Genomic DNA, 15237 nt, shown 5'->3' on the forward strand with positions numbered 1-15237 from the left:
AGGGCCCGGAGGCGGCAGCGGAGCGTAACCACGCAGGGCCCCCGCTCACACCCGGCGGGCACAGCGTGAGTCGCTCGATCGGCCTGATCTGGGCGCAAACACCGGACGGAATCATCGGGCTGGACAACACCATTCCCTGGCGGGTGCCGGAGGATATGGCGCATTTCAAGGACGTCACCTGGGGGCATCCCGTGGTGATGGGGCGGCGCACCTGGGATTCGCTGCCGCCGAAGTTCCGGCCCCTCGCCGGGCGTCGCAATATCGTCGTGACCCGGCAAGCCGACTGGTCGGCCGAGGGGGCCGAGCGGGCGGGCTCGCTGGAGGAGGCCCTGGCGTTGAGCGGTGAGGGCATGGTGTGGATCGCGGGTGGCGGCGAAATCTATCGCGCCGCACTGCCTTTCGCCACCGAGCTGATGGTGACCGAGGTCGCGGCGGACATTGTCGGCGACTGCTACGCCCCGCCCATCGGCCCGGAGTGGCACGCCGATCAGGCCCCCTGGCAGGAGTCTTCGAAGGGCCTCAAGTTCAGGCACGTCCGTTATACGCGGTAGAGCTCATAACGCGGACATCCCGCGTCAGGCAATTCCTGTACACGAACCATCGAAACGCCCGATCGGCCGGAAGGCGTCCGGCATACTCACGGATACCCCGGCGAAAGGCAGTCCATGGACAAGAAATCGCTGACCGCGGTGGCGCGCCAGCAGCTCAAGCTGGCCGCCGCCGCCTCGAGCGGACGCAGCTCGCAGACCATCTACGGGGGCCACGCGCACAGCCTGCGCCAGACCGTGATCGCGCTGACGGCCGGTCAGTCGCTGGCCGAGCACGAGAATCCGGGCGAGGCGACGCTGGTCGTGCTCAGCGGCGTGCTGGCTTTGATCAGTGGCACCAATGAGTGGAAGGGTTCGGCCGGCGATCTGCTGGTCATCCCGGATGCCCGGCACAGCGTGAAGGCGATCGACGATGTCGCCTTCCTGCTGACTGTGGCGAAGTAGCGGCAAACCGGACAACCGGTCGACCGGTCCGTCCCCGGCAGCCTCTAGGCTGGAGCGCATGGGTGAGCCGCAGCCGATACTCGACCCGCTCACACCGGCCGCTATTTTCCTCGTCGTCACCATCGACGAGGGCGGCGAGCCGGTGGTGCGCGACCTGCTCGCAGACCTGCCCGGCCTGCGTAGATCCATCGGATTCCGGGTGCCGGGCGCCGGACTCACCTGCGTGACCAGCATCGGAAGCGCCGCATTCGATCGCCTGTTCGCCGGGCCGAAACCCGCTGAGCTGCACGAATTTCCGGGCTACCAGGGCGAAAAACACCAGGCCCCGGCAACTCCGGGCGACCTGCTCTTCCACATCAAGGGCGAAACCCAGGACGCGTGCTTCGAATTGGCCATGACCATCGGCGACCGGCTCGCCGGGGCGGCGACCATCGTGGATCAGACCGTCGGCTTCCGCTACTTCGAACAGCGCGATCTGCTCGGATTCGTGGACGGCACCGAGAATCCCGAGGGCACACAGGCCCTCAGCGCCGCGCTGATCGGCGAGGAGGATCCCGAATTCACCGACGGCAGTTACGTGATCGTGCAGAAGTACCTGCACACCCTGGGCGACTGGCGGGCACTCTCGGTCGAGGAGCAGGAGCGGGTGATCGGCCGCACCAAGCTCGAGGACTTCGAGCTCTCCGATGCCGAGAAGCCCGCGAATTCCCATGTAGCCGTGAATGATCAGGACGAGCTCGGCACCATCGTGCGCGCCAATATGCCGTTCGGCAGCGTGCGGGACGGCGAGTTCGGCACCTACTACGTCGCCTACTCGGCGAGCCCCGCGACCAGCGAGAAGATGCTGGAGCGCATGTTCCTCGGCACCGACGAGGCCGCCTACGACCGCATCCTGGATTTCTCCACCGCCGTCACGGGCACTTTGTTCTTCACCCCGCCCGCGGGGTTCTTCGACGCGCTGCCGGACGCACCCGCCCCGGCCGCTGTGGAAGCACGGGAATCTCCGAGCAGCAATGGCGTTGTGTCCGACGGCGCTCATTCCACGAGTGGTTCCCTGAGTATCGGCACGCTGAAAAGGAGCTAAGGCATGAACAACCTCCACCGCGAACTAGCGCCGATCACCTCGTCCGCCTGGTCGGCGATCGAGGAAGAGGCGACCCGAACCTTCAAGCGGCACATCGCGGGTCGCCGCGTGGTCGACCTGTCCGGACCGCACGGCGCCGACTACAACGCGGTCGGCCTGGGCCGTAATGTCTCCATCACCTCGCCCGGCGACGGCGTGGAGGCCCGCCAGCGTGTCGTGGTGCCGCTGGTCGAACTGCGGGTGCCGTTCAGCCTGTCCCGGTCCGAACTCGACAATGTCGAGCGCGGCGCGCGCGACACCGATCTGGATCCGGTGAAGGAGGCGGCCAAGAAGATCGCCTTCGCCGAGGACCGCGCCATCTTCGAGGGCTATCCGGCCGCCGGGATTCTGGGCATTCGCTCCACCACCGTCTGCGAGCCGGTCAAGCTGCCCGGCGACCCGCGCCTGGCCCCGGAGGCCGTCGCGCAGGCGCTGAGCAAGCTGCGCCTGGCCGGTGTGGACGGCCCGTACTCGGTGCTGCTGTCTGCGGATCTGTACACGGCGGTCAGCGAGACCTCCGATCACGGCCACCCGATCCGCACCCATATCGAGCGGCTCATCGACGGCGAGATCATCTGGGCTCCGGCCATCGACGGCGCGTTCGTGCTGTCCACCCGCGGCGGCGACTTCGATTTGCGGATCGGGCAGGACCTGTCCATCGGCTACCTGTCGCATGACGCCGAATCGGTGCAGCTGTACTTCCAGGAGAGCCTGACCTTCCTGGTGTACACGGCCGAGGCGGCCGTCGCGCTGGAGGCGTAGGCCCTCTTCGCAGCTTCCGGGCCCCGTGCGAATCGCACGGGGCCCGACTGCTGTGCGGAAGTGGTGGAGGCGTAGCGCACCGGCGGGTACGGTTTTCGGCAGTCGGTGGCAGGAGGCGGTATGACGGTGGTGCGGGCGGGCGTGGTGCCGGGTCGGCGTGCGGCCTTGTATGGGCTGAGCGGATTCCTGGCGGTCGCGCTGGTGTGCGGTGCCATCGTGGGGGCATTCGGGCTCAATCGCGTATTCACCGGGCTGCTGCTGGGGATCGCGGCCGGGGTGGCGTTGTTGTTCCTGCTGTTCGGGCGCGATGGACTGATCCTGTCGGAGGAGTCGATCGTGCGGCGGACGCCGTGGGCGGCCTCGACCGTGGCGTGGGATCGGGTGGTGGCGGGGCGGTTCGCGCTCGACGACAAGGCGCGGTGGTCGCTGGCCCTGGATCTCAATGGCGGGGAGGAGCAGCACGGGGAGCTGGTGTTGCTGTCGATTCCGCCGGTGGTGCGGCCGATCACCAATGCCTACGACCATCGTAAACGGGAGCAGGTCAATGAGATCCGGAATATCCTGCGGGACAAGCGCATTCCCGTGACGATCCTGCCGGAGATCGCGGCGGGCCTGCAGGAGCACTGGCGGATCGCGCCGCCCACGCGATAGTAGCTAGGGTGGTTCGCGTGATTCGGACCGCGGCATTGGCACATATCCGGGATCGGCGTCTACTCCAGACCCGATCGACCGGTAAAGACGTGTTCTATATGGCGGGCGGCAAGATCGATCCGGGCGAGACCCCGGAATCCGCGCTGCACAGGGAGATTCGCGAGGAGCTCGGCGTCGGCACCACCGATGTCACCGAGCTCGGCGTCTTCGAGGCCGAGGCCTACGGCCACGCCCCCGGCACCCGCCTGCACATGACCTGCTTCCTCGGTGAACTCACCGACGAGCCCCAGGCCTCCAGCGAGATCGCCGAACTCCGCTGGTTCACCCTCGCCGAATACGCGGCCATGCCACACGTCGCGCCCGGTTCCCTGATGGTCTTCCAGCACGTGCGAAGCCTCGGCTTGATCGACTGATCCTGACGTTGTAACCACCCCGCCTATCCCTGAATGGCAGCAGTGCGACCGGATCCGGCGGCGTGTTCTGGAAGTCGGCGGGATCCGTCAATGCCTGGACCTTCGATCCCGGTGTCACGCAACCGCAGACCTCTACCCGGTCATCGGGCCTGTGCAGCGACGGTCAGCTGCTCTGAGCCTCCGACTCGTCCGGGGGAGCGGCCGGGCCGGCGTCGGCGGGGACACCGGCGCTCACCGGAATGCGAGTGGCGGCGGCCAGACCGAGCAGGAGGAAGAGCGCGGCGGCCAGCAACGTGGTGCGGGTGGCATCGGTGAAGCCGCGGCACAGGGCGTCCAATACGGCTGCGGCACCGTCGTGGCCCCGGACCACGGGGATGGTGCCACCCGCGGATTCCCGGGTGGCGGTGGCGAGGGTGTCGGCGTTCTGATCGCCCAGATTGTGGACCGCGTCGAGTCGCCGAGGCAGGTCGTGGCCGAGGGATACCGACAGCAGCGCACCGACCAGGGCGGTGCCGAAGGCGGAACCGACCTGCCGGACCGTGCTCTGGGTGGCGGAGGCCTGGCCCGACTGCTCGGGCGGCACATCGGCCAGCACGGTCCCGGTCAGCTGCGCCGAGGCCATGCCCAATCCGATGCCGTAGCAGACCAGCACGACCGCCAGCCACCATTCGGAGATGTGCGGGGTCACCACCAGCGCCGCGATGCCCACGCCGACGGCTTCGAAGGCCAGGCCGAGCTGCACCACCCGCACCGCGCCCCATGTGCGCACCAGCCCTTCGGCAATGCCCGCGGCCAGGAACGCGCCCACGGCCATGGCGGCCAGCACCACGCCCGCGCGCAGGGTCGACAGGCCGAGCACGTTCACCATGAACAGCGGCAGCACGAACAGCAGCCCGAATTCGCCCAGGGCCACCGAGAAGGCGGTGATATTGCCCCATCGGAAGCCGGGGATGGCGAACAGCTTCGGGTTCATCAACGCCGAACGCTGAATGAGATTGCGGTGGGTCTCCCAGCGCAGGAAGGCGTACAGCACGAGCGCACCGAGTAGGAGAAGGATCGGGATGGGCGAGATGGGTGCGTCGCGCGACCAGGTGAATCCGGCGATCGGGAAGTCCCGCAGCGGTTTCCACCAGCCGTAGGTTTGGCCTTCGATGAGTGCGAAGACGAGCAGCGCGAATCCGGCCGCGCTGAGAAGGAACCCGTCCACGTCGAGGCCGGGGGCGTGGCTGCCCATCTTGGTCTCGGGGACGAACAGCAGCAGCCCGATGAGCACCACCACGCCGAGCGGGATATTGACCAGGAAGATCCACGGCCAGGTGTAATTGGTGGTCAGCCAGCCGCCCACCAGCGGCCCGATGGCGGCGACACCCGAGATGACCGATCCCCAGACCGCGAAGGCGATCACCCGGTCCCGGCCCCGGAACAGGGCATTGACCGTGGACAACGTGCCCGGCAGCACGGCCGCGCCGCCGATGCCCTGCACGATGCGGCCCAGGATCAGCGGCCAGGCGCCGGTCGCGGCGGCGGCGAGCAGACTGCCCGCCAGGAAGATGAGGACGCCGAGGGCGAAGAGCAAGCGGCGGCCCAGCCGGTCGCCGAGCCTGCCCGCGGTGATGAGCAGGGCGGCCAGCACGACCGAGTAGATGCTGGTGATCCATTGCGCCTGAGTGAAGTTGAGCTGCAGGTCGGCAATGATCACGGGCAGCGAGACGGCGACGATGGTGCCGTCCAGCACCACCATGGACAGGCCGAGTGCCAGCACACCGAGGGCGATCCAGCGCGTGCGCCCCTGGATCGGGCCTTCCAGCTCCACTTCCGCCATCAATCGCTCCAAACCAGTCGAGGACAGCCAGTGCGAACCATGGTGCTTCACATTTGCTGACACATGCTCGAGCCACGCGGAACCCGATCGAGTCTAGCCACGTCGATCATTGCTGGTCATTAGCTTTTGTCTTGGGGACTTGCCGTCGCGGGACCGTCCCACTCGGACCCTGGCGCTGCCCGAAGACCCCGACTCGGGACATGGGATGTCCGAATCGGATACCGTTTGACGGGTGTCGATGATGAAGGGTTCCAACGTTCCGGTGGCGGCGTCTGCGGTACGTATCGAACTGGGGTGGCAATCAGGTCCCGGCGTTCCGGATGCCGATGCGTCGGCCCTGCTGCTGGCCTCGGGCAAGGTGCGGTCGGACAGCGATTTCGTCTTCTACAACCAGAAGGTGCACGCCTCGGGCGCGGTCCGCCACGAGGGTAAGCAGCAGGGCCAGCAGGTCACCGATGTGCTGTCGGTGAATCTCGCGCAGGTGGAACCGCAGATCGAGACCGTGGTCATCGCGGCCTCCTCGGACGGTGGCACCTTCGCCCAATTCCGGGGCCTGCATGTGCGTTTGGTGGATGCGAGCAGCGGCGCGGAGATCGCGCGCTTCGATCCGGCCGACGCCTCCTCGGAGACCGCCTACGTGCTCGGCGAGCTGTACCGCCGCCAGGGGGCCTGGAAGTTCCGCGCGGTCGGCCAGGGCTATGCGGCCGGACTGGCCGGGCTGGCAACGGATTTCGGGATCAGCGTCGACGATGCGCCCGCGGCCCAGTCCGCACCGCAGTCCGCGCCGCAGCCCGCCTTCAATGCGCCGCCGCCGCCACCGCCGGTGCCTCCGCAGCCGAATTATGGAGCGCCACAGACTCCGCCGCCGAACTACGGGGCACCGCAGACTCCGCCCCCGAACTTCCCGCCGCCGCCGCAGCAGCCGCAGGGCGCGCCGCAGCCGAATTACGCACCGCCGCAGGGCTACAACCAGCAGCCGCCGCAGCCGTATGGTCAGCAACCGCCGCAGCCGTACGGCCAGCCGCAGTATGGGCAGCCGCAGCCGGGTCAGTACCCACCGCCCGCCGGTCAGCAGCATGCGCCCGCACCGGGCGGCTTCCCGCCGCCTCCCGGTCAGTACGCGCCGACCCCTCCCCCGTTCCAGCAGACTCCGAATCAGGTTCCGCCGCAGCAATTCCAGCAGCCGCCCGCGCCCGGAGCCGAGCCGCGCGTGAACCTGGGCAAGATCTCCCTCACCAAGGAGGCCCCCGCGGTCTCCCTGACCAAGCAGGGCGCGACCGGCGGCATCATGCGGGTCAATCTGAACTGGTCGGTCCCCGGCGCGTCGGGCGGCCTGTTCGGCCGTAAGCGCGGCGGCAACGGCGGCCTCGACCTCGACCTCTGCTGCTTCTGGGAATTGACCGACGGTTCGAAGGGCTGCATCAGCCCGCTCGACACCATGGGCAATCTGCACAAGGCCCCGTTCATCGAGCTCGATCAGGACGACCGCAGTGGTGCGAGCGTCTCCGGTGAGAACCTGTCCATCAATCTCGACAATGTCGCGCAGTTCCGCCGCATCCTGGTATTCGCCTCGCTGTACGAGGGCGCGGAGGACTTCCGCGGCGTACACGCCACCGCAACGCTTTACCCGCGAAACTCGCCGCCCATCGAGATGGAAGTCAGCGGCTGCGTCGACGACTCCCGCGAAATGGTGCTGGCCCTGATCGAGAACATCAATGGCGAGTTGGTGGTTCGCCGCGAGGGGGTCTTCGTGCGCCCGCCGGACGGGCACCGCTTCTGGGGCAAGATGGCGGTGGATCAGTCCTATAACTGGCAGCTCAAGTGGGGCACCTCGAAGGGCAAGTCCTGAGTCAGAGAGCGTGCGGGCCCGCCAGTTCGATTGCGGCGGTGCGGGTCCGCGCCAACTCCCCTTGCCAGCCGAGCAGTCGCAGGATGGCGTCGGGGATCAGCTTTTCCGCGTACTCCGGTGCGGCTCCCTCATCCGAGCGGACGCTGATGACGGATTCGACAAGGCGGAATGGCAGTAGTTCCGCGCCCGGTACCGCACCGTCCCCGGCATCGGCTATGACGGCCGCCGAGAGGGTTTCGTAGTGGCGGCGTAGCTCGTCGCGGCGTTCCCGGAAGGCGGCGAAGCGTTCGCTGCGCAGCTCCGGCAGTAGATACAGCGCGCCCAGATTCCATCGGGCAGCACACAATTGGCTCACGTCGAACCAGGCCAGCGCGTAGAGACGCACGGCGGCCGGTTCCGTGGACGTGGCCAGCCGTTCGGCCAATTCCAGTGGTGCGGTGATGGTTTCGGCGAGCAGCGCGTCGAGGATGTCGTCCTTGGCGGCGAAGTGGTGATACAGCGAGGCCTGGCGGATGCCGACCGCGTCGGCGATGCCGCGGGTCGAGGTGCTGCCGTACCCATTGGCGGTGAACAGCTCCGCGGCGGCGTCGAGGATCTCGGCGCGCGGCGTTTGCCCGGCCCGGCGGCGGGGTTCGAGGCGTGGACGTCCAGGTCCGACTTGGGTCACTTGCCCATTGTGTACTACCGGAATTTTCCTGCCACCGGGGCGCGGCGGTCGACCGATCATGCGAACTTTCGGCAGGTCACGGCCATGAAGTGCGTATTCTGTCACTCGATAGCTACGTAGGGAACATAGATGTTACGGCAGGCAATCGGACCGATACATTCATGTCATCGGGCGAGCGATCGCGGCCGGAAAGCTATCACTCGATAGATATTCACCCGCTCGCCGAAAGACTCGCCGCCATGGTTGCCTCTACCGACCCGATAGTCCCGGACCACCCGCCGAGCAACTCCGATACCAGCGCCGACAGTGCCGATCTGGCCCGTTTCGGTTATCAACCCGTCCTGCGTCGCAAGCTCGGCCGTTATGCCTCCTTCGCGGCCGGATTCTCCTTCGTCTCCATCCTCACCACGATTTTCCAATTCTTCGGCCTCGGTTATTCCTTCGGCGGCGCCGCCTTCTTCTGGACCTGGCCGATCGTGTTCGCCGGACAGTTCCTGGTGGCGCTGAATTTCGCGGAATTGGCTGCGCGCTACCCGATTTCGGGCTGTATCTACCAGTGGTCGCGACATCTGGCCGGGGAGCTGGTCGGCTGGTTCGCGGGCTGGATGATGATCATTGCCCAGATTGTCACCGCCGCGGCGGCAGCCATCGCCTTGCAGGTGGTGCTGCCCTCGATCTGGGACGGCTTCCAGTTCGTCGGCATCGACAGTTCACTGACCTCGCACGACGGTGCGGTGAACGCGGTGATCCTGGGCAGCGTGCTGCTGGTGGTCACCACGATCATCAATGTGGCAGGCATTCAATGGATGTCGCGGATCAACTCGCTGGGCGTCACCATCGAGATCATCGGTGTGATCGCGGTGATCGCGGTGTTCTTCACGCATACCGACCGTGGGCCGGGTGTGGTCATGGAGACCGATCAGGCTGCGCCGGGACCGTATTGGGCTGCATTCCTGGTCTCCGGGCTGATGGCCGCCTATGTGATGGTCGGATTCGATTCCGCCGGTGAGCTTTCCGAGGAGACACACAATCCGCGGCACGTCGCACCGCGCACGATTCTGACGGCGCTGTCGGTGTCGGCGTTGGGTGGCGGGCTGATCCTGATCGGTGCGCTGATGGCGGCGCCGAGTCTGTCGGACGGTTCGCTCGGGACCGGTGGGCTGGCGTATGTGATCGAGGCGAAGCTCGACACCACGCCCGGCAAGGTGGTTCTGGCCTGCGTGGCGTGCGCGATCACGGTGTGCACCTTGGCTATTCAGACGGCGGGCTCTCGGCTCATGTTCTCGATGGCCCGGGATGGGCGGCTGCCGTTCGCGGCGCGACTGGCCGCCGTGCATCCGCGCTTCGGTACGCCGGTGTGGCCGTCCGTGGTGATCGGGGTGTTCGGTATCGGACTGCTGGTGCTGAATCTGGGCAATGCCGCCATTTTCGCGACCCTCGCGAGCGTCTGCATTGTCACGCTGTATCTGGCATACCTGCTGGTCACCGTGCCGCTGCTGGTGCGGAGGATCAAGGGGTGGCCTGCCGATGACGCGATCACCGAATCGGGCGCACCGCTCTTCGGCCTGGGCCGCTTCGGAATTCCGATCAATGCCCTGGCCGTGGGGTGGGGCATCGCCATGGCGATCAACCTGGCCTGGCCGCGCGCCGAGGTCTACACGCCCGCCGGTGGCGGCTGGTGGATGCTCTGGGGCGCTCCGCTGTTCGTGCTGCTGACCGTGGTGGTCGGCGTGGTGGTGCATCGCATTGTCACGCCGAGCCGCGTCATAGCCACCGAGCCCGTCGTCCAACCCGCCTGAGCCGCCGCAGCATCCGTGACCGGGCACGACAGGAACCACGCAAAGGAGTACCGATGACGAATACCGCAGACACCACGAGCGCACGGGCACACGCCCGTTCGCAAGCCGCGGCGGCGGCCACCAGCGGGCCCACGCTTCCGGCGGATGTGGATTCCGCGAAAATCACCTTCACTCAACGGATTCCCTCGGGTGGGTACGCCAATGTCGTGCTCGGTCGCGGGACTCGGGTCCGGCTGTCGGATCCGGCGGGCGCGGCCTGCGCGCACCTGTTCCTACTGCGGGCCGAATCCCCGTGGGAGCGGCTGAATGTGGCCGATACGGTGAAGGTTCCGTGGCAGGCGTATATCGGTGCGGGACACCCGCTGCTGTCGGATCAGGGCCGAGTGCTGGCCACTGTCATCGCCGATTCCTCCGGACACCACGACACCTTGTGCGGCCCATCGCCCGCCGCTCGCGACCGGCTGCATCTGGCGGGCGTGAAGCACGGCCTCGAGCCGCGCGATCTCGGCCCGAGCATTTCCTTCTTCCGGGGTGTGCGGGTCGAACACGATGGTGCGCTCACCCCCACGGGCAGCGCCGGACCGGGCACCGCCGTTGACCTGCTCATCCATCTGCCGGTGACGCTCCTGCTCGCCAATGCCGAGCATCCGCTCGACCTCGCGCCCACCACGGATCTCGACCTGGTGGCCTGGTCGGCTCCCGAGGAACTCATCCGGCGGCACAACACCGATCCGGAATACCTGCGCGCGGTGGAGAACACCGAAAGCGATTGGAACGCCCGCACTCTGGAGGCATTCGCATGATCACCACAGCCCGCACCGTCGTCCTGGACGAGACGGTTCCCGCGCAGGCCCCCTGGTCCGCCGTGGTGCGAGCCGGTGAACGCCTGGAAATCATCGACCTGCACGGCAATCAGGCCGTCGACTGCCTGCTCTACTCGGCCGCCGACCACAGCGACCGCTACAGCGCCCAGGCCACCATCACCGCCCAGCGCAATATCTTCCTCACCACCGGCAGCGTCCTGCGCACCGATGCGGGCACACCCCTCATGACCGTCCTCGCGGATGAGGTCGGCAATCACGACACCGTCGCCGGTGCCTGCTCCCAGGAATCCAATACCCTCCGCTACGGCCACCACACCCGCCACCAGCACGCCTGCGTGGAGAACTTCCTCGCCGAGGGCCTGAAATGGGGCCTGGGCAAACGCGATCTGGTCTCCAATATCAACTGGTTCATGAACGTCCCGGTCGAACCCGACGGCACCCTCGGCATAGTCGACGGCCTCTCCGCTCCCGGCAAGAAGATCACCCTGGTCGCCGAGATCGACACCCTCGTCCTGGTCTCCAACTGCCCGCAGATCAACAACCCCTGCAATGGCTTCAACCCCACCCCGGTCCGCATGGTGGTGACCCGATGACCACGGTCCTACCCGAGCCCGCCCGCGCGGGCACCCCGGATCGGACGACCATCCGGCAAGTCGGCACGCCGGACGTGGGCGTCAGGTCCACACAAACCTGTGCCGCCTCGATCGGCGAGGAGCCCGGGGCGGTGGCGTCGGTGCGGGTGCTGCGGCCGGGGATGCAGACGACCGTGCAGGATTGGCCTGCGCGAGTGGGGTATTGGCATGTGGGTGTGCCGCCGTCGGGGCCGATGGATGATCTGTCGTTTCGGCTGGGGAATCGGGCGCTGGGGAATCCGGAGGGTGCGGCCGGGCTCGAGTGCACGCTCGGCGGGCCTGCGCTCGAGTTCGAGGACGAGACGTGGGTTTGTGTCACCGGTGCTCCGGTGCCCGTCACCGTGAATGGGCGGCCGGTGCGGGAGTGGCGGAGTGTGCTGGTTCCGGCGGGCGGGGTGCTGGATGTCGGCATGGTGCGTGGGCCGGGGATGCGGTGCTACGTCCTGGTCGCGGGCGGGATCGAGGTGCCCGAATACCTTGGCAGCCGTTCGACTTTCACGCTCGGGAAGTTCGGGGGCGGGACGGGGCGGGCGCTCGCGGTCGATGATGCCTTCGTGCTGGGTGCACCGGGGCGGGTGACGGCGGGCGTGCCGGGCGATGACCAGCCGGTGCTGACACGGCGGTGGGAGCTGGCTGTCACCGAGGGGCCGCACGGTGCGCCGGAGTTCTTCACGCGCAGTGATTTCGACACCATTATCGGGACCGATTACGAGGTGCACTTCAACTCCGATCGGACCGGCGTGCGGTTGGTGGGGCCGAAACCGCAATGGGCTCGGACCGATGGGGGCGAGGCGGGGCTGCATCCGTCGAACATTCATGACACCGCGTATTCCGTTGGCGCACTGGACTTCACCGGAGATACGCCGATCCTGCTCGGGCCGGATGGGCCGAGCCTCGGCGGATTCGTGTGCCCGGTGACCGTCGTGGCGGCGGATCGCTGGAAGCTAGGGCAACTCACACCCGGCGATGCGGTTCGTTTTGTGCCGGTGCGCGCGGATCGGGCGGCGTCATTGCGCGAAGTGGGTGTCGGACGGCGTGCGGCGTGGCCGATCGTGCTGTCCGATGGCGGCGATGGCGATGACGGGGTGCTGGCCCGCCGCGACGGCGACGACACGTTCGTCACCTACCGGCGCGCGGGCAATGACGGCATGCTCGTCGAATACGGCGATATGACATTGGATCTGGAGCTGCGCGCTCGCGTGCATGCCCTGCATCAGGCGCTGCTGGAGCGTTCGGTGCCGGGGATCACCGAGCTCACGCCGGGCGTGCGGTCGCTTCAGGTGCGCAATGATCCGGACCGGCTGTCGACGCGCGCGCTGCTCGACCTGCTGGGCGAGGTGGAGGCCGAGCTGCCGTCGGCCGATGAGCTGGTGGTGCCGAGCCGCAGCGTGCGGCTTCCGCTGTCCTGGGACGACCCATCGACCCGCGAGGCCATCACCCGCTACATGCACGGTGTGCGCGCCGATGCGCCGTGGTGTCCGTGGAATATCGAATTCATCCGGCGCATGAACGGAATGGGCTCGGTGGACGAGGTTTTCGATACGGTCTTTGCCGCCGAGTACCTGGTGCTCGGACTCGGCGATGTCTATCTGGGCGCGCCCGTCGCCACTCCCACCGACCCTCGGCATCGCCTGGTCACCACCAAATACAATCCGGCCCGCACCTGGACTCCGGAGAACGCTGTCGGCATCGGCGGCGCGTACCTGTGCATCTACGGCATGGAGGGTCCCGGCGGGTATCAGTTCGTGGGTCGCACCACTCAGGTGTGGAATCACCGGTCGAGCGGTATCGGCGAAGATCCTTGGCTGCTGCGCTATTTCGATCGGATCAGCTGGTATCCGGTGAGTGGCGAGGAACTGCTGGATTTGCGCGCCGATACGGCGGCCGGTCGCGGCTCGCTGCAAGCCGAGGACGGGGAATTTCGGCTGGCGGATTACCGCCGATTCCTGACCGACAACGATTCGTCCATTGCTGAATTCCGCGCCCGGCAGGCCGAAGCCTTTACCGCGGAACGCAATTCGTGGCGCGATGCGGGTGAGCTCGCGGCGCAATCCATCGAGGAGGACCGAGCATGACCGTGTGGATCCACCGCCGCCCCGATTCCGAGGTGGCTGCCGAAACAGCTATTGCCACCCGGCCATTGGCGGGCGTGCGCCTGGCGGTCAAGGACAATGTGGATGTCGCGGGCTTGCCCACCACCGCGGCTTGCCCCGCCTACGCCTATATCCCCGAACAGGATGCCGCCGTGGTGGCTGCGCTGCGGTCCGCGGGTGCGACCGTCGTCGGCAAGACGAACCTCGATCAATTCGCCACGGGCCTGGTCGGTACCCGGTCGCCGTACGGTGCGGTCGAGAATGCGCTGCGGCCCGGATATGTGTCGGGCGGTTCGAGTTCCGGCTCCGCCGTGGCCGTCGCTCGGGGTGAAGCCGATATTGCCATCGGTACCGATACGGCGGGTTCCGGCCGAGTACCGGCCGCGCTGCACGGCATTGTCGGCATCAAACCCACTGTGGGCGTGGTGTCGACGGCCGGTGTGGTGCCCGCCTGCCGCTCCTACGACTGCGTGACGATCTTCGCCGCCGACCTCGAGCTGGCAGGTCGGGCGATGGGCGTGATGGCGGCGGGTGCGGGCGGGCGGCCGTGGCCCCCCGATGTACGGCTGGCCGCGCCGCCGAAGCCGGTCGTAGCCGTCTTCAGTGAACTTCCGGATCTGGATCCGGTGTGGCGCAATGCTTTCGAATGGACGGTTGGCGCGCTCCGCGAGCGTGGTGCGCAGATCATCGAGGTCGATCCGGAACCCTTCCTGGCTGCCGCGAAGCTGCTGTACGGCGGGGCTCTGGTTGCTGAGAGATACTCGGCTGTAGGTGAATTCGTCGATTCGCATATCGAATCCGTCGATCCCACGGTCGGTTCGATCATTCAGGCCGCGCGTGACCTTCCTGCTCACCAATTGGTCACGGACCTGGCCTCATTGGAGAAACTCCGTGAGACGGCCATGGCGTCCCTTGCGGGCGCGGACGTCCTGTTGACCCCTACGGTCCCGGGCCATCCGACCATCGCCGAGGTAACGGCAGACCCGATCGGCGAGAACTCGCGTCTGGGCACCTACACCAACTTCTGCAATCTTTTCGACCTGTGTGCGGTCGCGGTCCCGGCGGGTATGGCGGGTGACGCGCAGTTCGGCGTGACCGTCATTGCCCGAGCCTTCGAGGACGCGGTCGCTTTCGATGTCGCCGCCCTGATCAACGCGGACCCGGAAGCTCCGACACCCCCGGAGTCCGCTTGGCCGTTGACCATCGCACCGTTCCACGAGCTGGTGGTCTTCGGCGCGCATCTGCGCGGGCAGCCTCTCGAACACCAGTTGATCGACCTCGGTGCCCGCTGGGCGGGGCCGGTCCGCACGTCGCCGCGCTACCGCCTGGCCGCCCTGGACACCATCCCGCCCAAACCGGCCGTGACCCGCCTGCCGGAAGGCGAGTCAGGTGTATCCGTAGCCGCCGAACGCTGGCTGCTCTCCCCCGCCGCGCTCGGCCGCTTCCTCGCCGCGCTCCCGGCTCCGATGCAGCTCGGTTCCGTCGAACTCGAAGATGGCACCTGGCGAACCGGTTTCGGCTGCGCGGGTGCGGCAGCCGAAACCGGCAAGGACATCAGCGAATACGGTGGCTGGCGCGCGGCACTAGCAGCGGGCGCTATCGGCTGATGC

Annotated in this window: 14 protein-coding genes; 12 read left to right on the forward strand and 2 right to left on the reverse strand. The window is 67.4% G+C overall.

Going from position 1 to position 15237, the window contains the following annotated elements; translation table 11 throughout:
• The first annotated feature begins 65 nt into the window (after positions 1 to 65).
• The 6 genes from AB0N05_RS03160 (at position 66) to AB0N05_RS03185 (ending at position 3941) form a co-directional block, all read left to right on the forward strand.
• Positions 66 to 551, forward strand: coding sequence for a dihydrofolate reductase (locus AB0N05_RS03160; protein ID WP_364686904.1), 486 nt, complete (start codon positions 66 to 68; stop codon positions 549 to 551).
• A 114-nt stretch (positions 552 to 665) separates the two neighbouring features.
• On the forward strand, positions 666 to 992 hold the full coding sequence (locus AB0N05_RS03165; protein ID WP_364686906.1) for a cupin domain-containing protein: 327 nt from the start codon (positions 666 to 668) through the stop codon (positions 990 to 992).
• A gap of 58 nt (positions 993 to 1050) precedes the next feature.
• The gene (locus AB0N05_RS03170; RefSeq protein ID WP_364686908.1) at positions 1051 to 2076 is read left to right on the forward strand and encodes a Dyp-type peroxidase; all 1026 of its coding nucleotides are present in this window, start codon (positions 1051 to 1053) and stop codon (positions 2074 to 2076) included.
• 3 nt (positions 2077 to 2079) lie between these two features.
• Positions 2080 to 2877: a family 1 encapsulin nanocompartment shell protein gene (locus tag AB0N05_RS03175; RefSeq protein WP_364686910.1), complete on the forward strand. Its 798-nt coding sequence runs from the start codon at positions 2080 to 2082 to the stop codon at positions 2875 to 2877.
• A 120-nt stretch (positions 2878 to 2997) separates the two neighbouring features.
• The gene (locus AB0N05_RS03180) at positions 2998 to 3528 is read left to right on the forward strand and encodes a hypothetical protein (RefSeq protein ID WP_364686912.1); all 531 of its coding nucleotides are present in this window, start codon (positions 2998 to 3000) and stop codon (positions 3526 to 3528) included.
• 8 nt (positions 3529 to 3536) lie between these two features.
• A complete protein-coding gene (locus tag AB0N05_RS03185; RefSeq protein ID WP_364686914.1) occupies positions 3537 to 3941 on the forward strand; it encodes an NUDIX domain-containing protein in 405 nt (134 codons plus the stop codon).
• 163 nt (positions 3942 to 4104) lie between these two features.
• On the opposite strand, the gene AB0N05_RS03190 is transcribed toward AB0N05_RS03185, so the two are convergent.
• Complete coding sequence (locus AB0N05_RS03190) at positions 4105 to 5763, reverse strand: MFS transporter (RefSeq protein ID WP_364686916.1); 1659 nt, start codon at positions 5761 to 5763, stop codon at positions 4105 to 4107.
• A 238-nt stretch (positions 5764 to 6001) separates the two neighbouring features.
• Here AB0N05_RS03190 and AB0N05_RS03195 point away from each other — a divergent pair, with 238 nt between their 5' ends.
• Positions 6002 to 7612, forward strand: a complete 1611-nt coding sequence (locus AB0N05_RS03195; RefSeq protein ID WP_364687459.1) for a TerD family protein — start codon at positions 6002 to 6004, stop codon at positions 7610 to 7612.
• A 1-nt stretch (position 7613) separates the two neighbouring features.
• On the opposite strand, the gene AB0N05_RS03200 is transcribed toward AB0N05_RS03195, so the two are convergent.
• Positions 7614 to 8279, reverse strand: coding sequence for a TetR/AcrR family transcriptional regulator (locus AB0N05_RS03200; RefSeq protein WP_364686918.1), 666 nt, complete (start codon positions 8277 to 8279; stop codon positions 7614 to 7616).
• 239 nt (positions 8280 to 8518) lie between these two features.
• Between AB0N05_RS03200 and AB0N05_RS03205 the strand changes: the two genes are divergently transcribed.
• Genes AB0N05_RS03205 through atzF form a run of 5 tightly spaced genes read left to right on the forward strand, consistent with a single transcriptional unit; the run spans position 8519 to position 15234 of the window.
• Positions 8519 to 10078, forward strand: a complete 1560-nt coding sequence (locus AB0N05_RS03205) for an amino acid permease (RefSeq protein ID WP_364686920.1) — start codon at positions 8519 to 8521, stop codon at positions 10076 to 10078.
• A 53-nt stretch (positions 10079 to 10131) separates the two neighbouring features.
• A complete protein-coding gene (locus tag AB0N05_RS03210) occupies positions 10132 to 10881 on the forward strand; it encodes a DUF1989 domain-containing protein (protein WP_364686922.1) in 750 nt (249 codons plus the stop codon).
• A complete protein-coding gene (locus AB0N05_RS03215) occupies positions 10878 to 11495 on the forward strand; it encodes an urea amidolyase associated protein UAAP2 (protein ID WP_364686924.1) in 618 nt (205 codons plus the stop codon). The genes AB0N05_RS03210 and AB0N05_RS03215 overlap by 4 nt, the downstream gene beginning before the upstream one ends.
• Positions 11492 to 13609, forward strand: a complete 2118-nt coding sequence (locus AB0N05_RS03220; protein ID WP_364686926.1) for a 5-oxoprolinase/urea amidolyase family protein — start codon at positions 11492 to 11494, stop codon at positions 13607 to 13609. Before AB0N05_RS03215 ends, AB0N05_RS03220 begins: the two co-directional genes overlap by 4 nt.
• Entirely contained in the window at positions 13606 to 15234 is a 1629-nt protein-coding gene (gene atzF / locus AB0N05_RS03225; RefSeq protein ID WP_364686928.1) for an allophanate hydrolase, read from the forward strand. The genes AB0N05_RS03220 and atzF overlap by 4 nt, the downstream gene beginning before the upstream one ends.
• The last annotated feature ends 3 nt before the right edge of the window (positions 15235 to 15237 follow it).

The sequence above is a fragment of the Nocardia sp. NPDC051030 genome, assembly GCF_040683015.1.
Classification (GTDB): Bacteria; Actinomycetota; Actinomycetes; order Mycobacteriales; family Mycobacteriaceae; genus Nocardia.

Excerpts from the sequence above, each read along its gene's own strand:
- AB0N05_RS03165 (WP_364686906.1), top strand. The coding sequence starts at position 666 with ATGGACAAGAAATCGCTGACCGCGGTGGCGCGCCAGCAGCTCAAGCTG.
- AB0N05_RS03170 (WP_364686908.1), top strand. The coding sequence starts at position 1,051 with ATGGGTGAGCCGCAGCCGATACTCGACCCGCTCACACCGGCCGCTATT.
- AB0N05_RS03175 (WP_364686910.1), top strand. The coding sequence starts at position 2,080 with ATGAACAACCTCCACCGCGAACTAGCGCCGATCACCTCGTCCGCCTGG.
- AB0N05_RS03180 (WP_364686912.1), top strand. The coding sequence starts at position 2,998 with ATGACGGTGGTGCGGGCGGGCGTGGTGCCGGGTCGGCGTGCGGCCTTG.
- AB0N05_RS03190 (WP_364686916.1), bottom strand. The coding sequence starts at position 5,763 with ATGGCGGAAGTGGAGCTGGAAGGCCCGATCCAGGGGCGCACGCGCTGG.
- AB0N05_RS03195 (WP_364687459.1), top strand. The coding sequence starts at position 6,002 with ATGATGAAGGGTTCCAACGTTCCGGTGGCGGCGTCTGCGGTACGTATC.
- AB0N05_RS03205 (WP_364686920.1), top strand. The coding sequence starts at position 8,519 with ATGGTTGCCTCTACCGACCCGATAGTCCCGGACCACCCGCCGAGCAAC.
- AB0N05_RS03210 (WP_364686922.1), top strand. The coding sequence starts at position 10,132 with ATGACGAATACCGCAGACACCACGAGCGCACGGGCACACGCCCGTTCG.
- AB0N05_RS03215 (WP_364686924.1), top strand. The coding sequence starts at position 10,878 with ATGATCACCACAGCCCGCACCGTCGTCCTGGACGAGACGGTTCCCGCG.
- AB0N05_RS03220 (WP_364686926.1), top strand. The coding sequence starts at position 11,492 with ATGACCACGGTCCTACCCGAGCCCGCCCGCGCGGGCACCCCGGATCGG.
- atzF (WP_364686928.1), top strand. The coding sequence starts at position 13,606 with ATGACCGTGTGGATCCACCGCCGCCCCGATTCCGAGGTGGCTGCCGAA.